The organism is Kocuria sp. SL71, from assembly GCF_026672465.1.
GTDB lineage: Bacteria > Actinomycetota > Actinomycetes > Actinomycetales > Micrococcaceae > Kocuria > Kocuria palustris.
This window is the reverse complement of the sequence record NZ_JAPPRE010000001.1, coordinates 66317-89190: the sequence shown is the minus strand read 5'-3', so window position 1 is coordinate 89190 and position 22874 is coordinate 66317. Positions and strand designations below refer to the sequence as shown.

Sequence of the window (22874 nt, the reverse complement as noted above, 5' to 3'; positions counted from 1 at the left end):
CCGGGTCTGCTCAGCCCTCGTCGGAGGCCACGAGCGTGCGGGCGTAGTCCAGGTAGGCCTCGTGGTCGAAGCCCGGCAGCAGCGCCGACTGCACGACCCAGCCCTGCAGCACGGAGAGCACCGCCTGGGAGAACATCTCGACCCACTGTCGGGCGCTGGCCTCTGCCAGCCCCAGCTCGGCGACGGCCCAGTCGGCGAAGACGCGGTCGATCGCCGAGCGCAGCGTCTCCTGGTGGGTGCCCATCAGCTCGGCGACCGCGGGATCCACGGCCGCTTCGGCCCAGGTGATCAGCAGCAGCCGAGCCAGCCGCGGCGAGGCAGCCAGCTGCTCGAGCGCGCCCACGAGCCAGGCATCGGGCTGGAAGCCCTCCTGCGGCTGCTCGGTGCGCGGATCCGCCGGGGAGATGGCCTCCAGGACGCCGTTCAGGCCCGTGCGCACGCACTCGGAGACCAGCTCGGCCTTGCCTCCGGGGAAGTGGTGGTAGAGCGCACCGGCGGAGAGCCCGGTGGCCGCGATGATCTGATGCATCGAGGCGCCGCGGTAGCCGTGGGCCAGGAAGCACTCGGAGGCGGCGTCCAGGACGGCCTGACGCCGTGCGGCGCGGAACTGATCGCTGACCCTGGGCATGTCCCGATCCTATCCGGAACGGGCGTTCGGGGCGGGCGGTCTCAGCGCCGTCTGAGCGTGGGCGTCTCCAGGACCCGGCTCGACTGGCGCACCACGAGCTTGCTCGGCAGGACCAGGGGCCGGCTGGAGGTCGGCTGGGCTCCGCGGATCATGGCCACGAGGTTCTTCGTGGCCGTGGCGCCGATCGCGTGCACGGGGGCGGCGATCGTGGACATGCTCGGGGAGACGTACGGCAGCAGCATGATGTTGTCGTATCCGATCACCGCGGCGTCGCGCGGGACCGAGAGCCCGTGCTCCTGCAGGGTGCGCACGAACCCCACCGCCATGAGGTCGTTGTAGCAGATCACTCCCGAAGTGCGGTGCTCCATCCAGCTCAGCGCTGCGGCCCGGCCGCCCGCGATCGTGGGAGCGACCGGCCCCAGCCGGTGGATGCGCGCGTGCAGCGCCGCTCCGGTCTCCCGCACGGCCCGCCATCGCATGCCGTCGGTCCAGGAGGCCTCCGGCCCGGCGACGTAGGAGATGTCCCGGATGTTCTGCGAGACCAGGTGCTCGACGGCCCGACGGGTGCCCATGGCGTTGTCCGTGACCACGGAGACCACCCCGGAGACGGCCCGGTTGAGCATGATCGTGGGCTTCTGCTTGGCCGTCATCCGCACGGCGGAGTCCGACATGCGGGAGGAGACCATCAGAACGCCGTCCACGAGCGGCAGGACCCGCCCCAGCGCCTCCTGCTCCTTCTTGACGGTCTCCTGCGAGTTGGCCAGCACGATCGTGTAGTCGGCGTCCGCGGCGGCCTCCTCGGCCCCGCGCAGCAGATCGAAGTACACCGGATTGGAGATGTCGCTGAGCACCAGGGCGATCATGCGGGTGCCCTCGCGGGCATCAGTGCGCCGAGTGATCGTGCGGGCGCGGTAGCCGAGCTCATCGGCCGCGGAGCGGATGCGCTCGGCGGTCTCGAAGGACACGCGTCCCGGGCGGGCGAACGCGCGGGAGACGGTCGAGGGAGCGACTCCCGCCCTCCGCGCGACGTCGTAGATGGTGGGCGCCCGGCCCTTGGACGCGGACGGCCCCTGGGCGGCCTCCGACGGCGCAGGATCGTCTGCTGGGGCGCTGCTCTGCTCTTCCATCACACCCTCAGTCTGACCCACCCCGAGCGCATCACAAAGCGCGCTGACATGATGCGCGGACGTGCACGGAGCGCCTCGGCCGTGCCGGCTCCGTCTCATCCGGCCGCTGCCGATAGGCAGGCAAGCGCTCTACCTATATCATTATTCATGTACTACCGAGCAGACCCCTTTCTGCGTGCGTCTCCCCCGGAGTGGGGACGATCATGACCTGCTCCGCTGCCCAGGCCCGTGCCAGACTGCAACAGCCTGCGCCACGAACCCCAGCTGCCCTCGGGCCCCTTCGTCGGCGCGTCCGCCGCCCTCACGATGGGAGTGAGGGCGACGCCCCCTGGGAGGAGACCCCCATGCCCAATGGCGACACCCGCCGTGCCGCGCGCGAAGCGGAGAAGAAGAAGTCCGGCGGCCGCTGGGCGGTCGTCGGCGCCGTCGGCCTGCTCGTGGTCGGCGGAGCCGGCCTGTGGGCCGTGACCGCCGGCGGGGCCGGCGGAACCCCCTCCTCCTGCGAATCCACCGTGCGCATCGCCGTGGCGGCCACGCCCGAGATGGCCCGGGCGCTCGAGCACAAGCCGATCGAAGCCGACTCCTGCGTCCGCCTGGACGTCGTGGAGCAGTCCAGCGCGCAGACCGCCGAGCGCGCGAGCAGCGGCCAGCTCTCCGAGCCCCTCTGGATCCCGGACTCCTCCGGGCGCGTCGATGCGTCGGACTTCGACGACGCGGTGCAGAGGCACACCCCGGCCCTGGCCTCCTCCCCCGTCGTCGTGGCCTCCGCAGACGGCTCCGAGGACCTGCCCGGCACCTGGACCGAGCTGCTCGAGGAGAACAGCGCCCGCATGGGCGATCCCCTCGACGACGGCGGCGCCCAGGCGGCCATGCAGGCGGTGACCGCCGAGGCGCAGAGCGAGAAGGTCGACCCCGCGGCGGCCCAGGAAGCTCTGACTCTGCGCGCCCAGACCCAGGACGTCTCCTCCCCGCTGCTGGACGCGACCGGGCTGCTCGAAGCCGTCGAGCAGGACGGCGGCCAGTCGATCGTGGCCGAGCACGACCTGCTCGATGACGACGCCGCCTCCGATCTGCGCGCCGGCGTGCCGGGCAGCGGCACGGCCTTCCTGGACTACCCCCTGATGGTCACCAGCGGCTCGCTGTCGAGCTCGAACTCCGTGCAGACCGCCGCCGACGAGATCGCCGCCTGGTTCGAGACCGACGAGGGGCGCGAGGCCCTGGCCGATGCCGGCCTGCGCCCCGCCGACGGTGCACCGCTCGAGGACGACCGCTCGATCGAGATCCCCGAACGGCTGGAGATCGAGGATCGCGCCGCCTACGACCAGGTGGCCGAGACCTACGACCGTCAGTCGGCCCCCCTCAATGCGCTGGTGGTCGTGGATGCCTCCGGCTCCATGGGCGAGGAGGAGGACAGCGGCCAGACCCGCTGGGACTCCACCATGGGCACCCTGTCCATGGGCGCACAGCTGTTCCCGGCCCGCGACAGCCTGGGACTGTGGCTGTTCTCCAGGGACATGGGCCCCGAAGGAGAGCCCTACATCGAGCTGCAGCCGGTGCGCGGCATCGAGGAGGAGGTCCCCGACGAGGACGGGCTCACCCAGCGCGAGGCCCTCCAGGCGGAGATGGCCCAGGCCGAGTACAAGGAGGGCGGCGAGACCGAGCTCTACGAGACCACGCTCGCGGCCTTCCGTGAGCAGCAGCGCAACTGGCAGCCCGGTCAGCTCAACGCGGTGATCCTGGTCTCCGACGGCGGCCAGCAGGTCTACGGCCAAGACAACCCCATGCGCATGGAGGAGCTCATCAGCACGCTCGAGCGGGAGCAGGACCCGGCCAAGCCCGTGCGCATCGTGACTCTGGGCATCTCCGATGACGCCAATCAGGTCGCCCTGGGCGCGATCGCGGGCGTCACCGGCGGCACCTACCACCAGGCCACGGATGAGCAGCAGCTGCAGCAGGCGTTCCTGGAGGGGCTCTCCACGGTCGATCGCTGATCCGCAGCGCCCATGAGCTGAGGCCCCCGCACCATCGGTGCGGGGGCCTCAGCTCATGGCGGCGGGGAACGTCAGTGGAAGAAGTGGCGCGCCCCGGTCGTGTACATGGTCACTCCGGCGGCCTCCGCGGCCGCGATGACCTCCTCGTCGCGGATCGACCCGCCGGGCTGGACCACGGCCCGCACACCGGCCTGCAGCAGCACCTCCAGGCCGTCGGCGAACGGGAAGAACGCATCCGAGGCGGCGACGGAGCCCTCGGCGCGGCGCTTGCCGTCCGAGTCCAGGGTGTTCGCCCGCTCGACCGCCAGGCGGCACGAGTCCACGCGGTTGACCTGGCCCATGCCGATGCCGACCGTGGCGCCGTCATCGGCGAGCAGGATCGCGTTCGACTTCACCGGGCGCAGCGCCTTCCAGGCGAAGGCCAGATCGGCCATGGTCTGCTCATCGGCGGCCTGACCGGCCACGAGCGTCCAGTTCGCGGGATCGTCGCCCTCGGCCTGGCTGCGATCGGCCACCTGCATCAGCGCGCCGCCGGAGATCTGACGGAACTCGAGCGGATCGCGGCTGAAGCCCTCCGGCAGGCGCAGCAGGCGGATGTTCTTCTTCTGCGTGAGGATCTCCAGGGCGGCCGGCTCGAAGTCCGGAGCCACCACGACCTCGGTGAAGATGTCCTTGACGGTGCGGGCCATGGCCTCGCTCACCGGCCGGTTCACAGCGATCACTCCGCCGTAGGCCGAGAGCGGATCGCAGGCGTGGGCCTTGCGGTGGGCGTCAGCCACCGGGTCCTCGGCGCCCGGTGTGGCCACGGCCAGACCGCACGGATTGTTGTGCTTGACGACCGCCACGGCGGGCTCGTCGAAGTCGCCCACGGTGCGCAGAGCGGCGTCGGCGTCGACGTAGTTGTTGTAGGACATGGCCTTGCCGTGCAGCTGCTCGGCCTGGGCGATGCCCGCAGACGCCGCCTGATCCAGGTAGAGGGCCGCGGCCTGGTGGGGGTTCTCGCCGTAGCGCAGGGTCTCGGCGCGCTCGAAGCCCAGACCGGCGTACGGCGGCATGACCAGGTCCGCCTGCGGGTCGTCCGCAAGCAGCGTCTTCTGGGTCCACTCGGCCACGGCGGTGTCGTAGGCGGCCGTGTGCGAGAAGGCGGCGGCGGCCAGGCGGCGGCGCGCGGCCAGGTCGAACCCGCCGTCCGAGGCGGCCGCCACGACGTCGTCGTAGCGGGCCGGGTCCACGACCACGGCCACGGACGGGTGGTTCTTGGCTGCCGCGCGGACCATGGACGGCCCGCCGATGTCGATCTGCTCGACGACCTCGTCTCGCCCGGCGCCGGAGCGCACGGTCTCGGCGAACGGGTACAGGTTCACGACCACCAGGTCGAAGGACTCGATCTCGAGCTGCTGCAGCTGCCGGACGTGGTCGTCCTTGCGGCGATCGGCCAGGATGCCGGCGTGCACGCGCGGGTGCAGGGTCTTCACCCGGCCCTCGAGGCACTCGGGGAACCCGGTCAGGTCGGCGACCTCGGTCACGGGAACGCCGGCCTCGGCGATGCGCTTGGCCGTGGAGCCGGTCGAGACGAGGGAGACTCCGGCGGAGTGCAGGCCCTGGGCGAGCTCCTCCAGACCGGTCTTGTCGTAGACGGAGATCAGCGCGCGCTTCAGGGGCAGGCGGTCCAGCTGGTTCTGGCTCACAGACGGTCACTTCCTGATGGTGGATCGGGGCTCGGCGCCGCTTCCGGCGCGCGCACCAGTCTAGGACCCGTGGAGGGAAGGCGCCTGTGCCCTGCTCAGCCGCGGGAGAGCTGGGCGACCGTGTCCACGAGCAGCTCCCGCTCGGCGGCCTTGATCCGCTCGTGCAGCGAGTCCTCGTCGTCCTCCGGGGCCACGGCGACGGCGGTCTGGGCCAGGATCTGCCCCGCATCGACCTCCGGGACCACGCGGTGGACCGTGGCGCCGGTGATCTTCACCCCGTGGGCGAGGGCGTCGCGCACGCCGTGGGCGCCGGGGAAGGACGGCAGCAGGGCCGGATGGGTGTTGATCAGGCGATCGGCGAACGCTGCCACGAACTGCGCGTCGAGGATCCGCATGAACCCGGCCAGGATCACCAGGTCGGGCTCACGCTCGGCCACCGCGGACTGGAGCGCGCGGTTCCAGCTGGGGCGGTCGGAGTACGACGACGGCGCCACGAGGAAGTCCTCGACGCCTGCGGCACGGGCGCGCTCGAGCCCGGCGCAGTCCTTGTCGGCTCCCACAGCGACGATCTCGGCAGGGATCCGGCCGTCGGCGACGGCATCGAGCAGAGCCTGTGCGGTGGTCCCGGAGCCGGAGAGGAGGATGACGAGGCGCATGTCCGGAATCCTATCGGCGCCCGAGCAGCCGCCGCGTCAGCCGTCGGGTGTCTGCCCGTGCCCGGCCCTGCGGGCCACCGGTGCGATCGGCGCAGGCCCGGCCCGTAGACTCGTGGCCATGAGCTCCGCACCTCCCCCTCCGAGCCCCACGACCCCGCGACCGGGACCGGGCGGCGACGGCGGGCCAGGCGGCGAGGAGCAGGAGCCGCGCGTGCTCAGCGGGCCCGCGGGCACCGCGCTGATCGCGCTGCTGGCGGTGGGCGCGGCCATGCTGCTGAGCTCCGGGCCGCTGTGGATGACGCTGGCCGGACTCGTGGCAGCCGTGGCCGGGATGATCCTGGCCGTCGTGGCGCTGGCGCGGATCCGTCGCGCACCGCGCAAGGCCACCATCATCATGACCTCGGTCATCGCGCTGGTCATCGGGCTGTGGAGCCTGATCGGCGGCGGCGCGCGGCTGCTGTTCTGGGACCAGGTCTCCGCCTACGACACCTGCATATCGAGCTCGGTGACGATCGCCGGGACGTCGTCCTGCCAGCAGGAGCTCGAGGACGGGCTGCGCGAAGCGATCCTGCCGGGCTCCGCCCAGGATGCTCCGGCGGACGGGCCGACCTCCTGAAGAGGGCCGGGGCTCAGCGGTCGCGGACGGCCTTGCGCCTGCGCCGACGGCGCTCGTCCGCGGACTCCTTGCGCTGCCTCTTGGCCTGCACGGCCTCGGCGCGCTGGCGGCGACCGTGCTTGATCTCCGCGCGTCGGCGCGCCTCCCGCTGGCGGTCCGCCTCGGCGCGCGAGGCCTCCTCCTGCCGAGCCCGCTCGTCCTCGTCCTGGACGCTCCACAGCTCGTCGTCCTCGGAAGCACCCGCCTCCGGCTCGGCGGCTGCCGCGCCCGTGCGCACCGCACGGCGATGGTCCGTCCAGGGGCTGAGGATCAGGGCGATCAGGGCCCCGAGCGCCACCTCGAGCCCGACGGCCAGCGCCAGGCGCGCAGGATCGGGACCCACCTCCGTGAGGGCGCCCAGTCCCAGGGATCCGGAGGAGACCGCCCCCAGCAGCAGCATCAGCGCACCCGCGACCGCCCCGATCAGCACCGAGCTCAGCACGATGACCAGGGGCGCGGACAGCCACCGGCGCGGCAGGCGCACCGCGATCCACTCGCCCAGGTGGTCCTCGCCCTCGCGGGCGAACCAGTGACCGGCGGCGAACCCGCCGAGCACGAGCAGCACAGGGGCGGCCAGCAGCGCCGGCGCCGGGTCGTGACCGGGCAGGATCGCCAGCACCGGCAGCATGGGCAGTGCCTCGGCCTGGGTTCCGGCCGGCGTGATCGCGGTGCCGTCGCCGATCGCGAAGCCGGCGCCCGAGGCCCAGGCGGAGGCCCACAGCACGAGGTTGGGCAGCAGGGCGAAGTGCAGCACCGCCACGGCGATGTCGCCGGGGATATCCGTGCCGAGCGCGCGGTGGGCCTCGAGCATGGACTCGGCCCCGGTGGCCAGGGCCAGCAGCATGCACACCGCACCGGCCAGCACGGCGCACAGGGCGCCGATGCCTCCGGCGCGCAGCAGCGCCCAGAGATAGGATCCGGCCCACCGGTAGTCCTGGCGCATCCGCTGTGCTCGCGCGACCGTGCGCTGCCCCACCAGGGCGGCCGCAGAGCCCTCCTCGACCATGGCTCCGATCGCGATGAAGAGGCAGACGAGCCAGCCGCCGATCAGCAGGGCCCACAGCGGGGAGGCGGCCGAGGCCGGGGTGCGCCCCACGACCGCGACCGCGGCGGCCAGCACGGCGTGGGTGAGCCCCGCGGTGAGCACCGCGGCCCCGAGCCGGGCCCCCGAGGGCGCACCCCGTGCCATGCGCACGCCGACCGCGAAGGACAGCCAGGCGGTGAGCCCGCTGAGGCCCAGGGGCACCAGGCTCACCACGCCTCCCTCGGCCCCCAGCCCCTCCGCCGGGGCGATCAGGACGTCGACAGGGACCCCGAGGGAAAGCAGCCACAGCTGCGCACCGAGCCCGCCCGCGACCGCGGCGGGCAGATGCTCGAAGCTGCCCAGAACGGTCGAGAGCACGAGCGCGATCATGGTGAGCGCGAGCACGGGCACAGCGATGCCCAGCCCGGGCAGCACGCCGCGGTGCCAGGGCACCGAGACGGCCAAGATCTCCTCCGGGGCCCCGCCAGGGGCGACGGAGGACTCCGGAGCGGATGGGGAAGCCGGGGAAGCAGGTCGATCGGTCATCGCCGCACATGGTCTCACGCTCGCCTGCCAGTCCCCGGGGAGACGGACCGCACAGACGGCGGGCATGAGTTCACATCGGCTTCACCGCCAGGCCACTGCTCGGCGACGCTGCGTGCCCCGTGCAGCGCCACACTGGACAGCGTGAGAATCGCTGTCATCGCCGAACAGTTCCTGCCCCATATGAACGGAGTCACCCACTCCGTCATCCGCGTGATCGAGCATCTTCGGTCCCAGGGCCATCATGCGATGGTCATCTGCCCCGCCGCCGATCCGCTGCAGATGACGCACACGGTCGAGGCTCTCGACGGCGACGCCGCCGGACATCCGTCCCTGGACGGGCTCGTCGTCCACCGCCTGCCGGCCGTGCCGCTGACCGGCTACCCCGATGTCCGCCTGGCCGCGGGGCCGACCGCGACCGTGCGCCGGATCCTCAAGCGCTTCGGCCCGGACGTGGTCCCACTGGCCTCTCCGTTCGTGCTCGGCTGGCGCGGCGTCCAGGCCGCCCACAGCTCGGCGTGCCCTGCGCGGCCGTCTACCAGACCGAGATCCCCGGCTACGCCGCCCGCTACGGCACCCCGTTCCTCGAGGACGTGCTGTGGGGCCACGTGCAGACGCTGCACAACCTCGCGACCGTGACGCTCGCTCCGTCGACGTTCGCGATCCGCCAGCTGCACGAGCACGGGGTGCAGCGCGTGCACATGTGGCGCAGGGGCGTGGACGCCGTGCGCTTCGATCCCGCCAAGCGAGACGAGGCCTGGCACCAGGAGATCGGCGGCGGCCGGAAGCTGATCGGCTACGTCGGCCGGCTCGCAGCGGAGAAGCAGGTCGAGGACCTGGCCCGCCTGGACGCCCTGCCGGACTCCCGGCTGGTGATCGTCGGCTCGGGCCCGGAGAAGGAGGCTCTGCGCCGGAGGCTGCCGAACGCGCACTTCGCCGGCTTCCAGGGCGGCGAGGACCTGGCCCGGACCATGGCCTCGTTCGACGTCTTCGTGCACCCCGGAGAGTTCGAGACCTTCTGCCAGACGATCCAGGAGGCCATGGCCTCGGGCGTCCCGGTGGTGGCCACGGGCCGCGGCGGCCCCCTGGACCTGGTGGATCAGTCCCGCAACGGCTGGCTGTACCGCCCGGGCGACCTGGGCCAGCTGGAGCACCACGTCCGCGACCTCGTGGGCGATGACGCCAAGCGGGCGGCCTTCGCCCGCGCCGCACGTGCGACCGTCGAGTCCCGCACCTGGGCGGCCATCGGAGACCAGCTGCTCGCCCACTACGAGCGCGCCCGCATCACCTCCCAGCGCCACCGCTCGGTGCGCCGGATCGTGCGCGCCGGCTGATCAGGGGACCGACGATGGCGGGGCCGGTGCGCTGCACGCGCACCGGCCCCGCCATCGTGGCGGATCTGGTTCTTCAGCCCATCAGCTTGGCGACCAGCACCTCGGCGAACTCGCGGGTGATGTCGCCGTAGTTCAGCGAGAAGTCGTCGTCCACGCGGGTGGGGATCAGCCCCGAGCACAGCACGGCGGCACGGGCGTAGAGCCCGGGCAGCTCCGCGCCGATCGGCACCGACAGCAGCTGCAGGGACTCGTCCCACGCCGCCAGCGGGGCTCCGGCCTGGCGAGCGGCCAGATGCTTGCCCAGCCCGGAGTTCACGAGTCGGCTGTGGCCCGACTCGACGTCTGCCTCGGTGCGGAACCGGTAGCGCGTGCGGTGGTGGTGGTTGATGCGGAAGAGCCCGACCTGCTCGCGGTCGGTCGTGGCGTGCCAGGTGGCATCGGCCGGGTCGAAGCGCTCGGCCACGCCGTTGTACTGCATCTCCGCGCGCGGCAGTCCCTGCTCGACCTCCGACAGCGGAGGGAGGGTGTCGAGCATGACCGGACCGGCCTCGTAGACGACGTCGCACAGGCCCTCGGGCAGATGCTCCGCCACCGATTCGAGCTCGGCATCCATGATCAGCGACATGGAGTGGTCCTCGGGCGACAGCGTCACCACCGAGCCGCCCGCCTTCTCGGCCGCGGCCACGACCTGGGCCTCCTTCTGCGGCGTCCACCCGCCCGTGAGAAGCACCGAGCCGTCCACGAGCTGGGCCAGCGCCGGCGAGCAGACCTGCCAGCGGCGCACCGTCCAGTTGGCGTCGCGGATCGTCTCCAGGAATCCGAGCGCGTGGAGGTTGCCCACGAACCACTCCTCGAAGCGCTCGGTGTCCTCGAGCTGTCGGGCCACGATGGACAGCGACGAGCGCTTGCCGCCGCCCAGGAACGTGAGCGCGTCCCGGAAGGGGCCCCACGACGACGGGTGCTCCCCGACCTCCGGGCCGATGAACTGCAGGGCGTCTGCCGAGCCGACCTCCGAGACCGCCGAGGCCTTGGTCAGCCGTCCCGGGTAGCGCTTCTCCATGCCGCAGTCGCGGCAGCGCCCGAAGATCCAGGTCGCCTTGGACTTGGGGTCCATGGGCGGGATCACGATGCGGTGCCGCCCCGTCCGCAGGCAGGAGGGGCCGTCGTGCTCCGGCAGCACGTTCTCCCGGGGCACCAGCAGCTGGCCCTCCTCGGAGTGCCAGCCCGGCACGAGCGGCAGTTCGAGATCGGTCTCGACCGGATGGGCCTCCAGGTTGTCGAAGGCGCCCTGGACGTACTCCTCCGGCAGCTCCTCGGCGGTCGCCGCCGTGACGGGCCACAGCGCATCCGTGGGCTCGTGGAGCATCTCGCCCTCATATCCCAGCGAGCGCTGCGTGATGTAGAAGCTGGTGTCGCGGACCTGGTAGGCGATCCGCTGCTTCACGGTGCGTCCGGCCTTGAGGACCAGGATGTAGTCGTTGGGCCGCAGCCGGCCGTCCGGGCCGACCATGGGAGTGGACTCCACGGATATCTGGAACGGAGGGGTGCGGTTCTCGGCCAGCTTGTGCCGCTCCAGGCGGAAGGTCTCCGCGTGGCGCCACTCCACCTCCAGGGTCAGGGGATCATCCGAGTCGGAGACCACCGTGATCTGCGGCGGGCGCTGCGTGGACCAGCGGATGACGTCGCCGGGGATGCGCAGCCCGCCGGAGAGACGGATCGACGGGACCAGCCGCGGCACCATCCCGGAGAAGTTGTCATCGGCGGTCAGCTCGGGGTTGCCGGCGCGCAGGACCTGGACGCCGTCGAACAGGGCCCAGCCCTCCGGCAGGCCAGCGGTGCCCGCGGGACGGAAGGTGAAGTCCGGGGAGGCGGAGTCCTCGAGGATCGCGCGCATGCCGGCGATCAGGTCCTCGTCGTCGCGGACCAGGACGCGGCACGGCCAGGCGGCCGGGATGTGGTCCACGGAGATGTAGGTGTCCGAGAAGCCGTCCTTGGCGAACACGACGACCGGGCGCGGCGAGCGCCGGAAGCTGTGGGCGCCGGCGGACAGGCGCAGCTCGCCGAGCAGCAGCGACTGCGGGTCGATGCGCGCGGAGTATGCGGAGATCCCCAGGTAGGCATCGCCGATGTAGGACAGGAAGACGGAGCGCGGCCCTGCGGTGGTCTCCAGCTCGACATCGCGATCGGCCATGTAGCGCTTGGGCACCACGAAGCCGAACTCGAACTGCGGATTGCCGACGTAGTCGACCGAGTCGACCAGGGTCAGCGATGCCGAATGCTCACCGGGCCGGGAGGTCGCCGAGCGGCGCACCGGCACCGGGCCTCCGGCGGACTCGCGCGAGCGCTCCCAGCGGATGAGCTCGGAGCGGGCGATCTCCAGACCCGGGTCGCGGGTGGAGGAGGTGGACCACAGCTTCTTCATCTCCGGCGAGACCTCGGTGTCGGCCACGTCGAGCCAGAAGTCCAGGTAGATGCCGAGCTCCCCCGCCGAGAGCCCCTGGGCCATGGTCAGCCCCATGTCCTCGAACATCTGATGCAGCTGGCGCCGCTCGGACTCCCCGAGCAGCGACTGGGACAGCGCCAGGCCCACGGGCCGCTGGTTCAGAGCATCGCCCACGGGCAGCCCGACCTCGCCGTCGCGCAGCTCGAGCCAGTAGCGCACGGCGTCCCAGTAGCCCTCCGCGTCCTTCTTGAAGGAGGCCTCCAGGGCCTTGGCATTGTCCTGGCCTGCGCCGAGAAGGATCGACAGGGGCAGGTAGAACGCAGTGGCCGCCTTGGCGCCGGTCCGCGAGGCGAGGCGCGAGGTGTGGCGCCCGGCCACGGCGAACAGGCACAGCAGCGCGACGACGGGCGGCGGGGCCAGCTCCTCCAGGGAATCCAGGGCGCGGCGCGAGTCGCGGTACCACAGCGTGTTCATCCGCGTGAACGCCTCGAGGACCGGGGTGCGCGATCCGTCGAGGACCAGCAGCGGCGTCACCGAGTCGGCGATCGCGCGCAGGACCGAGGGCCCGTCCATCTCGTGCTCGGCGCCGATCCTGGCGAGCACGGCGTCGTCGAGATCCAGCGGGACCAGCTCGCCCGCCTTGTCGGTTCCGAACAGCGCCGCGCACACGGCGTCGTTCCAGCGCAGGTACTCGATCTCCGCGGCGCTGCGGGCGATCCGATGGTCTCCGAGGCTGAGCCCTCGCGTATGAGCCAACTTCTCCTCCGTCCGCGGCTCCCCGAGCCGCCGTCCTGATGCCGGATTCCGGTCGGCCGCGATCCGCAGCCGCCCCTCTGGTGTCATGTCCTGTGCCCGAACGGGTGCGTTCGGACAGCACCTCCCATTGTAGGTGCCGGGCGCCGCGTAGAATCGGTCGGATGACCGCCTCACCCGATTCCGGAGCCTCTGGATGGAAGCGCGCGCTCGAGCGGATGCTCGACGACGAGGAGGACGGCGCGCTCGAGGCCTCCTTCGACGACGGCCCATCGGCCCAGGTCGGGCTGGAGTTCGACCTGCAGCTGCCGCTGCTGCGCAGGGTCCGTCAGGCGGCGCCCGCCGCCGGGGCTCCCTACACCCTGGGAATGCGCCCGGTTCGACGCGGGGCGCGCGGGACCTGGATCCGCGGCGGGCTGGACTGGGAGCGCGTGGTGGACGCCGGTCGCACGGGGGTCGTCAGCCCCGAGCAGGCGGACTGGTTCGACGAGCTGCGCGTGCTCGCGAACGTGCGATCGCGCCAGGTCGCCCATGACCGGCACTGGATCAGGGTGGAGCACTACGAGTCGCCCATGCTGTGGTCGCTGCTCGAGCGCGCCGAGCAGCTGGACGTCTCCCTGGTCAGCGCGGGCGGAGGCCGGCCCGTCGTGCTGGATCCGGCCGGGCGCTTCCAGGTCGATCTGAGCCGCGACGAGGACCACGGCCTGGTCCTGCACCCGGAGGTCGTGGTCGAAGAGGAGGGCCTGCGCCGGGTGATCCCGCTGACCTCGGCCGGGGTCGTGGGCGATCCGGGGCACGGCCTGTTCTTCCCCGTGGCCGAGGACGACGCCCCTCCGGCCTTCTCCGGCTCCGCGCCGGAGCACCTGGACCCGGAGTCCGATCTCAACGCCATGTCGCTGCGCCTGGTGCCCCTGAGCACGCGCCTGACCCGGGATCAGCGCCGCTTCCTGGAGACCGCGCAGGAGATGACGGTCCCGGACGACGAGGTCCAGGAGTTCGTCGAGCGGTGGTTCCCCCGCCTGCAGCAGCGCATCGCCATGACCAGCGACGACGGCTCCATCGAGCTGCCGGATGTCGCCGCCCCGGAGATGGTCCTCACGGTGACCCACGACGACCTCACGGTGCGCCTGGAGTGGGAGTGGGAGTACCAGCTGGGAGCTGAGCGCCTGCGGCTGCCCTTCCGCCCCGCGGATCCCCTGGGCACCGAGCCGGTGCGCCGCGACTCCACCTGGGAGTCGTCCATGACCACCGCCGTCCACCGGCGTATCCCCGACCTCGAGTTCCGCCGCAGCGCCTACGTGGGCTACGACGCCGTGGTGCTGCTGCGCGACTGGCTGCCCGAGCTCGAGCGGATCCACGACCTGCGCATCGAGACCCGCGGCACCGAGCCCGCCTACCGCCCGTCGCAGGATCCGCCGGAGATCACGGTGTCCACCGCCTCGAGCCAGCGCCGCGACTGGTTCGATCTGGGGGTCTCGATCCGCGTGGGCGACTTCCACGTGGCCTTCGCCGACATCTTCAAGGCGCTGGCCCAGGGCCAGGACGTGATGATGCTGCCCGACGGCACCTGGTTCGGCCTCGACGCCCCGCGCTTCGAGAAGCTGAGGGAGCTGCTCATGGAGGCCCGGTCCCTGCAGGACTCGCCCTCGGACGCGCCCATGATCTCGCGGCACCAGCTGGGCCTGTGGGAGGAGTTCGAGGAGCTGGCCGATCGCTCCGAGCCGGTCGGCCGGTGGCGCGAGGCCGTGACCCGCCTGAGCGCGGGGCTCGAGGAGGAGGATCCGCCGGAGGTGCCGCAGGCTCTGCACGCGCAGCTGCGCCCGTATCAGGTCGACGGCTTCCGCTGGCTGGCAGCGCTGCACGATCTCGGCCTGGGCGGCGTGCTCGCCGATGACATGGGCCTGGGAAAGACGGTGCAGACCATCGCCATGTTCCAGCGCGCCCACGACCGCGCTGCCGAAGGCCTCGCCGAGGCCCCCGCAGGCGGGCCCTTCCTGGTGGTCGCCCCCACCTCCGTGGCGCCGAACTGGGTCTCGGAGATCCGCCGCTTCGCCCCGGAGCTGTCCGTGCGCTCCATGCCCGGGACGGCCGCGGCCACCGGCGAGGAGCCGCAGCAGCTGGCCGGCTCGCACGACGTCGTGGTGATCTCCTACGCCCTGCTGCGCCTGGACGAGCAGCTGTGGAGCGCGATCGACTTCTCTGCCGTGGTGCTGGATGAGGCCCAGTTCGTGAAGAATCCGCGCACCCGCGCCCACCGGGCCGCGCGGGCCCTGCGCACCGACACGACGATCGCCGTGACCGGCACCCCGCTGGAGAACGGGCTGACCGACCTGTGGGCGCTGCTCGCACTGACCGCCCCGGGGCTGTTCCCGTCCCGACGGCGCTTCACGGAGGCCTATCAGCGCCCGATCGAGACCTCGGGCGATCGCACCGCGCTGTCGCGGATGCGCCGGCGCCTGGCCCCGTTCATGCTGCGCCGCACCAAGGAGTCCGTGGATCTTCAGCTGCCGCCCAAGATCGAGCAGACCCTCGAGATCGAGCTGTCCGAGGAGCACCGCCGGCTCTACGACCTGCACCTGCAGCGCGAACGATCCAAAGTCCTGGGGCTGCTGCAGGATCTCAACGGCAACCGGTTCACGATCTTCCAGTCGCTGACCAAGCTGCGCCTCATGGCCCTGGACCCGTCGCTGGTGGATCCCGAGATGGAGGTCCCCTCCTCCAAGCTCGAGGTGCTCTTCGAGCACCTGCCGGAGATCGTCGCAGAGGGGCACCGTCCGCTCGTGTTCTCGCAGTTCACCGGATTCCTCAAGCTCGCGGCCGCGCGCCTGGACCGGCTCGGCATCCCCTATTCCTACCTGGACGGCTCGACCCGCGACCGCACCACGGCGATCGAGGACTTCCGCTCGGGACGCACCCGCGTCTTCCTGGTGTCCCTCAAGGCCGGAGGCACGGGCCTGAATCTGGTCGAGGCCGACTACTGCTTCCTGCTGGACCCCTGGTGGAACCCCATGGCGGAGAACCAGGCGATCGACCGAGCCCACAGGATCGGGCAGACCCGGAAGGTGCTCGTCTACCGACTGATCGCCCAGGGCACGATCGAGCAGAAGGTCATGGAGCTCAAGAGCCGCAAGGCCGCGCTGTTCGACTCCGTGATGGACGACGACGGGACTTTCGCCTCCCAGCTCAGCGCCGACGACGTCCTCGAGCTGCTGCGGGACTGAGGCCGTTCCCACCCACCGGCCCCGCGCCCGCGCCCGCGCCCGCGGCGTCATAATGCCGTCCGGGGCCTGTGGTCCCGTGAGACTGCGCCCGGATTCGTCTAGCGTGGAGGTCGCGCGAGATCGTCAGGGCGCCCGCGGGCCGACCGGATGCGACAAGCGTCCGGACAGGCGTCTCCGCCCGCCCATGAGCCGCTCGTCGGTCGCGCTCGGAGCCATCCGCCGCCCCGTGGAACGCGCGCTCAGCTGCCGACACCACCCGCGCACCGCCGCGCAACCGCCTTCTGCCTGCCGAGGAAGTGATCGCCGTGTCCCACATCTCAGCGGAGCGGCCCGATTCTGAGGGCGTCCCGGCCCTGGTCGCCGACTCGCTCGTCGCCTCCGGGCTCGCACCCGCCGACATCCGCCGCCGTCTGCACACCCTGTTCCCGGACAGGGCACCGAGCTCCTGGGCCGCGTGGCTGCGCCGGGATGTGCTCGGCGAGCCGGTCGCCCGCGACCGGGCCCACTACGACGACCGCCAGCTGCGCCTGGGCGTCGAGGTCGTGGCCGCCGTGGCCGAGGGCCTGGAGCCCGATCCCCAGGCGACAGCCCTGCTGAGCCCCGAGGACGTCGACATCCTCGAGGACCTGACCGGCGGGTACGACCCCTCCGGGGCCATCCTGGCCAACAGCCTCATGCTGGTCGGCGCGCTGCGCCAGCAGGTGCACTCGGGCCAGCGCCCGGTCCTGCGCCAGTCGCGGTACCAGGAGCTGCTCATGGAGACCCGGCCCGTCGCCGATGTCCCGCAGTCCCATCAGCTGCGCTGGCCGCCGGCCGCCTCGGTCGTCGCCCGCCGTCTGGGCGGCGGCGACTGGGCGCGCGCTGGACGGGATGGGCCTGGACGGAGGCCAGCCCGGCGAGCCGAGGCAGAGGGACATGCCGGTGGCCCGGGAGATCCTGGAGCTCGACGACCCCGGGATCGGACTGATCGCAGCGCCGGCATCCCCGGGCGAGTGGCCCCATGAGGTCTGGGACGAGCTGCGGGACCGCCTGCTGGACGAGCTCGAGGAGCTCGCCTGGAAGGACATCCTGGTCCTGCGCTACTCCGCGCCCCCGGAGGAGGACGCTCCCCCGTCCCCGTCCGCCTGGGCCCGCACCGGGCCCGACGGGACCGTCATCAGTCTCTCCGGGGTCAACAGCCCGAGCGCCCTGTGGCCGAGGGCCGAGGACTACTTCGTCGAGCCCCGCTGGCGCCAGCCCGCCCATGGCGGGGTCGCCTGGAGCTGCGGGCCCATGCCGGCTGAGCAGGCCGCCGAGCTGATGGTCGAGGGCATGCGCATCGGGCGGCTGTGCGGCAATCCCTACCGCTTCTGCTGGGGCGTGGGAGATGCGCAGACCGGCTCAGCGGAGGAGGACCCCCAGGCCTCGGACTCAGTGGCCCCGGTGATCTCGTTCCATCGCCCCACATCCTGAAGTTCTTCCAGGCCGTCGCGCCGTGAGCGATTCCACACCCTGAGGCGGGCCGGCGATCCGCGGGGCAGGTAGACTCGCCCGATCGAAGGGGAGTAGTTCCAGGGCGGCCTCGGCCCCCGGAGGCTCGTCGACATACCGGATTCACGGAGGAGTCCCGGCGAGCCGTCCGCATGCGGATGAGCGAGACCTTCAGCCCATCGGCCAGGCTGGTCCCAGACCGCCCGAGCCTCGACAGGACAGGACTCCTCCATGAACGCCTCCCCCGCGCCCTCTTCCGACTCCCCCGCCTCGCTGAACCCGGGGGATCCCGGGGCAGCCACCCGCTCCCAGGTCCGCCGCTGGCGGCGCTACCTGGCCGAGGAGCAGGCCGAGGCGGAGATCTACCGCAGGCTGGGCGAGCGCTCCGAGGGACGCCACCGCCGGATCCTGCTCGAGGTGGCCGAGGCCGAGGGCAGGCACAGCCGGCACTGGCAGAGCCAGCTCGCCCCGTACGGGCTGGGCCCCACGCGCCCGTCGCTCGGCTCCCGCACCCTGATGCTGCTGGCCGAGCACTTCGGCACCGTTTTCGTGCTCGCGCTGCTGCAGCGCGCCGAGTCGCGCTCGCCGTACGCCGACGATGCCGATGTCCCCGCCTCCATGGCCGCCGACGAGGCCCTGCACGAGGAGATCGTGCGCGCCCTGGCCAACGACGGCCGGCAGCGGCTGTCCGGCAACTTCCGCGCCGCGGTCTTCGGCGCCAACGACGGCCTCGTGTCCAACCTGGCGCTCGTGATGGGCGTCGGCGCCACGGGCATGGCGGGATCCCAGGTGCTCTTCACGGGCATCGCGGGCCTGCTGGCCGGTGCCCTGTCCATGGGCGCAGGCGAATTCGTCTCCGTGCGCTCGCAGCGCGAGATGCTCGATGCCTCGCTGCCCACCCAGGTCACCCTCGACGTGGCGCCCCAGCTCGATCTGCAGGCCAATGAGCTCGAGCTGGTCTACCGAGCCCGCGGGATGTCGGCCGAGGCCGCCGCACATCGCGCGGCCGAGCGCCTGGGCTATCTCGACTGCGACTGCGACCCGTCGCTGTCCTACCAGGACGAGGACGACCAGGCGGACAGCGGCGAGGACAACGTGGCCCTGGGGACCGATCTGGGCGCCTCCGCCTCGAGCTTCTGCTTCTTCGCCTCCGGGGCGATCATCCCGATCATCCCGTTCATCCTGGGGATGGCCGGCATGCCCGCACTGGTGCTGGCCATGGTCCTGGTGGGCATCGCCCTGCTGGTCACCGGCGGCGCCGTGGGCCTGCTGTCCGGGGCGTCCCCGCTGAAGAGGGGCCTGCGCCAGCTCTCGATCGGCTACGGAGCGGCGATCGCGACCTACCTGCTGGGCCTGCTGTTCAACACGACGGTCGGCTGAGCGGCCCGGGTGCACGTCCGCCCATGTCCGGAGCCTGTTCCGGCGCTGTGAACTGCATCACTCAAGGCACGTATTTCCTGCAGGGACGCACCGCTGTCCCCAAGGCTGGGATATGATCCGGCTCGTGGCCTTTGCGCCACACAGCAATGAAGGACCACTGTCGCAGACGTCGGCACGGCCGCACTGGGGGGTGCTTCGTCGCCGGCAGCAGCAGTGGCAGCAGTCGCTCAGCCCACGACTCCCTTCATTGAGACATGACTGTCTGCCGATGGCCGCGAGCATTCTCCTTCTGGAGGCGCATCTCTCCCCGCGCCGGGTGCCTTGCATCCGTCACCTCACGGCCATCGGCCTGTCATGCCACGCACTGCGCCCGGACCCTGATGGGTCCGGGCGCTGCTCATCCGGGTCGGCTCAGGACTGCGGCTCGAACTGCTTCTCCCACACGATCTCCCCATTGCCGTCGCGCAGCGAGACCGTCATGAGGTCCTGCTCGTCCAGGTCCACGTGGCCGAAGAACTGGAACGCCGCGTCCCGGGGCGAGCCCATGGCGGGGCCTGCCTTGGAGAAGACCTCCTCCGGGCCGAAGGTCCGGTCCAGCTTGTTCGGCCCGAAGGAGCCCGCGTTGATGGGGCCGGCCACGAACTCCCAGAACTCGTGGAAGTCCTGGAAGGCCGCGTTCTCCGGCGTGTAGTGGTGTGCGGCGCAGTAGTGGACGTCGCCGGTGATGACGAAGACGTTCTTCACGCCGTTGTCCTTGATCGACTTCAGCACCCGGGCCAGCTGCAGCTCACGTCCCAGCGGCTTGCCTGGATCGGTGTTGGAGATCGACTCCTGGGCCTTGCCATCCGGGACCACCAGCCCCAGCGGGAGATCGGCCGAGAGGCACTTCCAGGTGGCAGTGGAGTCCCGCAGGCCGTCGATCAGCCACTGGGTCTGCTCCTCGCCCAGGATGTCCGTCTCGTGAGCCTCCTTGCCGGCGGTGTTCTCGCCCTTGAACGTGCGCATGTCCAGGCAGAAGACGTCCAGCTGGGAGCCGCGCTCGATCTTTCGGTAGATCCGCGCATCCTCGAAGCCGGATGTCCCGGGCTTGAGCGCGCGGGCGTCGCCGATGGGCTGGTACTCCTGCCACGCGCGACGGCCCCGCTGGGCCAGGGTGTCGACATCGAGGACCGTGTAGCGCTCGTCCTCCAGGGTCTCGCCGGGGTACCAGTTGTTGGTGGTCTCGTGGTCGTCCCACTGCGAGAGCAGGGCGGTGTGCGCGTAGAAGTCCCGGATGTTGTGATCCATCATGTTGTAGCGATGGCGGGCCCGGAACTCCTCCTGGGTCTCGGCCACCTTCGCCACGCCCTCGGTCACCACGTTGCGCCAGACCTGGCCGTCGGGCTCCTGGTGCTCGGCCTCGATGGGGCCGTCCGCGTAGATCGTGTCGCCGGCGTGGATGAAGAAGTCCGGGTTCGTGGCCGCCATGGCCCGGTAGGTGCGCATGCCGCCCAGATCCGGGTTGATACCGAAGCCCTGCCCCGCGGTGTCGGCGGTCCACACGAAGGACTGACGGGTGCCCGAGGGCCGGCGGACGCGCTGGCCGCGGCCCGGGCGCAGCCCCTCGGGAGCGGTGCGGAAGGTCCCGAACTCTGCGGGCGAGCGGACACCGGACTCGTCCTCGAACTGCACGGCGTAGAGGAACTGCGAGCCGGAGGGCAGCCCGGTCACGCCGATCTTGGCGGTGTGGTCGGTCTCGGCGGTGACCCATCCGGACTCGACGGTCTTCTCGAAGCGCCCGCGCCCGCGGGCCGGGTTGAAGGCATCGTCCACCGCGGTGACCTTGACGATCATGCGGCCGTCGCCGGAGGAGCGCGACCACACGACGACGGAGTCCTTCGAGGCCTCCCCCGTCATGATGCCCGAGGGCAGGTGGAGGCGGCGGCGGACGATACCCGCAGCCGAGGGGCGCTGGCTGGGCGAGGCGACCGCCGGAGAGGCCGTGGCGGGGGCGGCGGAGACGGCGAGGACGGAGGTGCAGGCAGTGGCGGTGAGCAGACCGCGGCGGGAGACGGAAGTCATGGCCCCATCATCCGAACCCCGCCCGTCTGCGCGCCCACGCCGAGGTGACACCGCGTCGTCACGCAGGTGAAGACGCGATGCCCCAGGTCACGAGCCCATGCACTGCGATGCAATGGGCCGCGGCCAGCTCGAAGCCGTGCAGGGCATCGGCGAGCGTCACCTCGTGCGTCATCAGCGGGGAGACGTCCACGCCCTCGGCCATCAGCCGCAGCGCATCGGAGATCTCGTCGACGAAGCGGTAGGAGCCTCGGTAGGTGATCTCCCGGGTCACGATCCCGCCCAGGGCCACGGGGACCTCGCCCCGGGGAGGTTGCCCACCTTCACGATGGTGCCTCCCGGCGCATTGCCGCGATCACACCGGCCTGGCTCGTGAGGAACTGCGCGAACATCAGCAGGACCGGCTACGACATCCAGCCGCGCCGACCGAGTCGGGGAGGGACGTCGTCGTAGCCCGAGACGGCCACCCGGCCCGTGGAGATCGACCAGTGGCCCAGCTCGATCTGCACCCACACCTTGAGGAAGGTCGAGATCAGCACGAGCCACAGCAGCATGAAGCCGACCTGCGCGTCCAGGGTCGTGGCCGTGAGCAGCTCGCCCGAGCCCACGACGGCCGCGGAGGTGATCATGCCGGGGCCCAGGAAGCGGAAGCGCCCGCCCATGCGCTCCGGGGGCGCCGCGGTCTCGCGGCCGGTCACCAGGTACGGATCGACCTTGTCGGCGTCGATCGTGGCTGTGGCCGGGAGGGTGTCGTCGTGGGGCATCTGGGTGCCTCTCGATATGGCGAGGCGGCACGGGCATGCGGGTCCCTGCAGGCGGACGGAGAGAGGCCCCAACCTAGGACGTGACGCGCACCACGCCGTGCCTTGTTGCCGTGGGATGCCCCGGATGCGCGAGAGCACCGGGGCCCCTCCTGAAGGAGGGGCCCCGGTGCTCGATGATTCCGCTGAGGGCAGGCGCTCTCAGCGCGGATCGGTCACTTGCCGGCCATGAGCTCGCGCATCAGGTCGGCGGTCTCGGTGGGGGTCTTGCCGACCTTCACCCCGGCGGCCTCGAGGGCCTCCTTCTTGGCCTGGGCCGTTCCGGAGGAGCCGGAAACGATGGCGCCGGCGTGGCCCATGGTCTTGCCCTCCGGGGCGGTGAAGCCCGCGACGTAGCCGACGACCGGCTTGGTCACGTTGGCCTTGATGTACTCGGCCGCGCGCTCCTCGGCGTCGCCGCCGATCTCGCCGATCATCACGATGCCCTCGGTCTCCGGATCGGCCTCGAAGGCCTCCAGAGCGTCGATGTGGGTGGTGCCGATGACGGGGTCGCCGCCGATGCCGATCGCGGTGGTGAAGCCGAGATCGCGCAGCTCGAACATCATCTGGTAGGTCAGGGTGCCGGACTTTGAGACCAGGCCCAGCTTGCCCTTGCCGGTGATGTTCGCCGGGGTGATGCCCAGCAGCGACTCCTCCGGGGAGATGATGCCGGGGCAGTTCGGGCCGATGATGCGGGTCTTGGGACGGCCGTCCTCACCCGCGTTCGCCTTGGCGTGGGCCCAGAACTCCGCCGCGTCCTGCACGGGGATGCCCTCGGTGATCACGACGACCAGCGGGATCTCGGCGTCGATGGCCTCGATCACGGCGTCCTTGCAGAACTTCGGGGGCACGAAGACGATCGACGCGTTCGCGCCGGTCTCCTTCATGGCCTCGGCCACGCCGCCGAAGACGGGCAGCTCGACGTCGGCACCCTGAGCGTCCTTGTGCGAGACGGTCGTGCCGGCCTTGCGGGCGTTCACGCCGCCCAGGACCTGGGTGCCTGCTGCGAGCATCCGGGCGGTGTGCTTGGATCCCTCGCCGCCGGTGATGCCCTGAACGATGACCTTCGAGTCCTTGTTCAGAAAGATGGACATTCTGATTCC

Annotated in this window: 16 protein-coding genes and 1 pseudogene; 7 read left to right on the top strand and 10 right to left on the bottom strand. The window is 71.5% G+C overall.

The genetic code is table 11. The annotated features are described in order from the left end of the window. Positions 1-10: 10 nt before the first annotated feature. Positions 11-628: a TetR/AcrR family transcriptional regulator gene (locus tag OVA15_RS00375; protein WP_053446946.1), complete on the bottom strand. Its 618-nt coding sequence runs from the start codon at positions 626-628 to the stop codon at positions 11-13. A 41-nt stretch (positions 629-669) separates the two neighbouring features. Beyond that, positions 670-1755 carry a LacI family DNA-binding transcriptional regulator gene (locus tag OVA15_RS00370; protein WP_268142347.1) on the bottom strand — a complete coding sequence of 362 codons (1086 nt, stop codon included), beginning with the start codon at positions 1753-1755 and terminating at the stop codon, positions 670-672. A 344-nt stretch (positions 1756-2099) separates the two neighbouring features. Between OVA15_RS00370 and OVA15_RS00365 the strand changes: the two genes are divergently transcribed. Further along, complete coding sequence (locus tag OVA15_RS00365; RefSeq protein ID WP_268142345.1) at positions 2100-3746, top strand: substrate-binding domain-containing protein; 1647 nt, start codon at positions 2100-2102, stop codon at positions 3744-3746. 71 nt (positions 3747-3817) lie between these two features. Here the strand turns inward: OVA15_RS00365 and purH are convergent, their stop codons facing one another. Continuing rightward, on the bottom strand, positions 3818-5434 hold the full coding sequence (purH, locus tag OVA15_RS00360) for a bifunctional phosphoribosylaminoimidazolecarboxamide formyltransferase/IMP cyclohydrolase (protein WP_268142343.1): 1617 nt from the start codon (positions 5432-5434) through the stop codon (positions 3818-3820). A 95-nt stretch (positions 5435-5529) separates the two neighbouring features. Further along, the gene (gene purN / locus OVA15_RS00355; RefSeq protein ID WP_006215525.1) at positions 5530-6090 is read right to left on the bottom strand and encodes a phosphoribosylglycinamide formyltransferase; all 561 of its coding nucleotides are present in this window, start codon (positions 6088-6090) and stop codon (positions 5530-5532) included. Between the two features lie 118 nt (positions 6091-6208). Between purN and OVA15_RS00350 the strand changes: the two genes are divergently transcribed. Continuing rightward, positions 6209-6706: a hypothetical protein gene (locus tag OVA15_RS00350; protein WP_268142340.1), complete on the top strand. Its 498-nt coding sequence runs from the start codon at positions 6209-6211 to the stop codon at positions 6704-6706. 13 nt (positions 6707-6719) lie between these two features. On the opposite strand, the gene OVA15_RS00345 is transcribed toward OVA15_RS00350, so the two are convergent. Next, positions 6720-8315, bottom strand: coding sequence for a cell division protein PerM (locus OVA15_RS00345; protein WP_268142338.1), 1596 nt, complete (start codon positions 8313-8315; stop codon positions 6720-6722). Between the two features lie 141 nt (positions 8316-8456). Between OVA15_RS00345 and OVA15_RS00340 the strand changes: the two are divergent. Next, positions 8457-9646: pseudogene (locus OVA15_RS00340) on the top strand (glycosyltransferase family 4 protein). A gap of 73 nt (positions 9647-9719) precedes the next feature. Here OVA15_RS00340 and OVA15_RS00335 read toward each other — a convergent pair. After that, complete coding sequence (locus tag OVA15_RS00335) at positions 9720-12845, bottom strand: hypothetical protein (protein WP_006215529.1); 3126 nt, start codon at positions 12843-12845, stop codon at positions 9720-9722. Positions 12846-13006: 161 nt separating this feature from the next. Here OVA15_RS00335 and OVA15_RS00330 point away from each other — a divergent pair, with 161 nt between their 5' ends. The 4 genes from OVA15_RS00330 (at position 13007) to OVA15_RS00315 (ending at position 18913) form a co-directional block, all read left to right on the top strand. Further along, the gene (locus tag OVA15_RS00330) at positions 13007-16063 is read left to right on the top strand and encodes a DEAD/DEAH box helicase (protein ID WP_053446939.1); all 3057 of its coding nucleotides are present in this window, start codon (positions 13007-13009) and stop codon (positions 16061-16063) included. 305 nt (positions 16064-16368) lie between these two features. Further along, positions 16369-17067: a hypothetical protein gene (locus OVA15_RS00325; protein ID WP_268142335.1), complete on the top strand. Its 699-nt coding sequence runs from the start codon at positions 16369-16371 to the stop codon at positions 17065-17067. Next, a complete protein-coding gene (locus OVA15_RS00320) occupies positions 16985-17515 on the top strand; it encodes a TY-Chap domain-containing protein (protein WP_268142333.1) in 531 nt (176 codons plus the stop codon). Before OVA15_RS00325 ends, OVA15_RS00320 begins: the two co-directional genes overlap by 83 nt. A gap of 249 nt (positions 17516-17764) precedes the next feature. Beyond that, on the top strand, positions 17765-18913 hold the full coding sequence (locus tag OVA15_RS00315) for a VIT1/CCC1 transporter family protein (protein ID WP_006215532.1): 1149 nt from the start codon (positions 17765-17767) through the stop codon (positions 18911-18913). A gap of 411 nt (positions 18914-19324) precedes the next feature. On the opposite strand, the gene OVA15_RS00310 is transcribed toward OVA15_RS00315, so the two are convergent. From OVA15_RS00310 to sucD, 4 genes are all read right to left on the bottom strand, one after another. Then, complete coding sequence (locus OVA15_RS00310; protein ID WP_040561368.1) at positions 19325-20974, bottom strand: alkaline phosphatase D family protein; 1650 nt, start codon at positions 20972-20974, stop codon at positions 19325-19327. A gap of 58 nt (positions 20975-21032) precedes the next feature. Beyond that, positions 21033-21263 (bottom strand): hypothetical protein, encoded by a 231-nt coding sequence (locus OVA15_RS00305; protein ID WP_024289076.1) that lies wholly within the window; start codon positions 21261-21263, stop codon positions 21033-21035. Positions 21264-21375: 112 nt separating this feature from the next. Then, positions 21376-21735 carry a hypothetical protein gene (locus OVA15_RS00300; protein WP_268142329.1) on the bottom strand — a complete coding sequence of 120 codons (360 nt, stop codon included), beginning with the start codon at positions 21733-21735 and terminating at the stop codon, positions 21376-21378. Positions 21736-21947: 212 nt separating this feature from the next. Next, entirely contained in the window at positions 21948-22865 is a 918-nt protein-coding gene (gene sucD / locus OVA15_RS00295) for a succinate--CoA ligase subunit alpha (RefSeq protein WP_024289078.1), read from the bottom strand. Between the last annotated feature and the right edge of the window lie 9 nt (positions 22866-22874).

Excerpts from the sequence above, each read along its gene's own strand:
- OVA15_RS00350 (WP_268142340.1), top strand. The coding sequence starts at position 6,209 with ATGAGCTCCGCACCTCCCCCTCCGAGCCCCACGACCCCGCGACCGGGA.
- OVA15_RS00300 (WP_268142329.1), bottom strand. The coding sequence starts at position 21,735 with ATGCCCCACGACGACACCCTCCCGGCCACAGCCACGATCGACGCCGAC.
- OVA15_RS00310 (WP_040561368.1), bottom strand. The coding sequence starts at position 20,974 with ATGACTTCCGTCTCCCGCCGCGGTCTGCTCACCGCCACTGCCTGCACC.
- OVA15_RS00330 (WP_053446939.1), top strand. The coding sequence starts at position 13,007 with ATGACCGCCTCACCCGATTCCGGAGCCTCTGGATGGAAGCGCGCGCTC.
- purN (WP_006215525.1), bottom strand. The coding sequence starts at position 6,090 with ATGCGCCTCGTCATCCTCCTCTCCGGCTCCGGGACCACCGCACAGGCT.
- OVA15_RS00345 (WP_268142338.1), bottom strand. The coding sequence starts at position 8,315 with ATGACCGATCGACCTGCTTCCCCGGCTTCCCCATCCGCTCCGGAGTCC.
- sucD (WP_024289078.1), bottom strand. The coding sequence starts at position 22,865 with ATGTCCATCTTTCTGAACAAGGACTCGAAGGTCATCGTTCAGGGCATC.
- OVA15_RS00365 (WP_268142345.1), top strand. The coding sequence starts at position 2,100 with ATGCCCAATGGCGACACCCGCCGTGCCGCGCGCGAAGCGGAGAAGAAG.
- OVA15_RS00315 (WP_006215532.1), top strand. The coding sequence starts at position 17,765 with ATGAACGCCTCCCCCGCGCCCTCTTCCGACTCCCCCGCCTCGCTGAAC.
- OVA15_RS00375 (WP_053446946.1), bottom strand. The coding sequence starts at position 628 with ATGCCCAGGGTCAGCGATCAGTTCCGCGCCGCACGGCGTCAGGCCGTC.
- OVA15_RS00370 (WP_268142347.1), bottom strand. The coding sequence starts at position 1,755 with ATGGAAGAGCAGAGCAGCGCCCCAGCAGACGATCCTGCGCCGTCGGAG.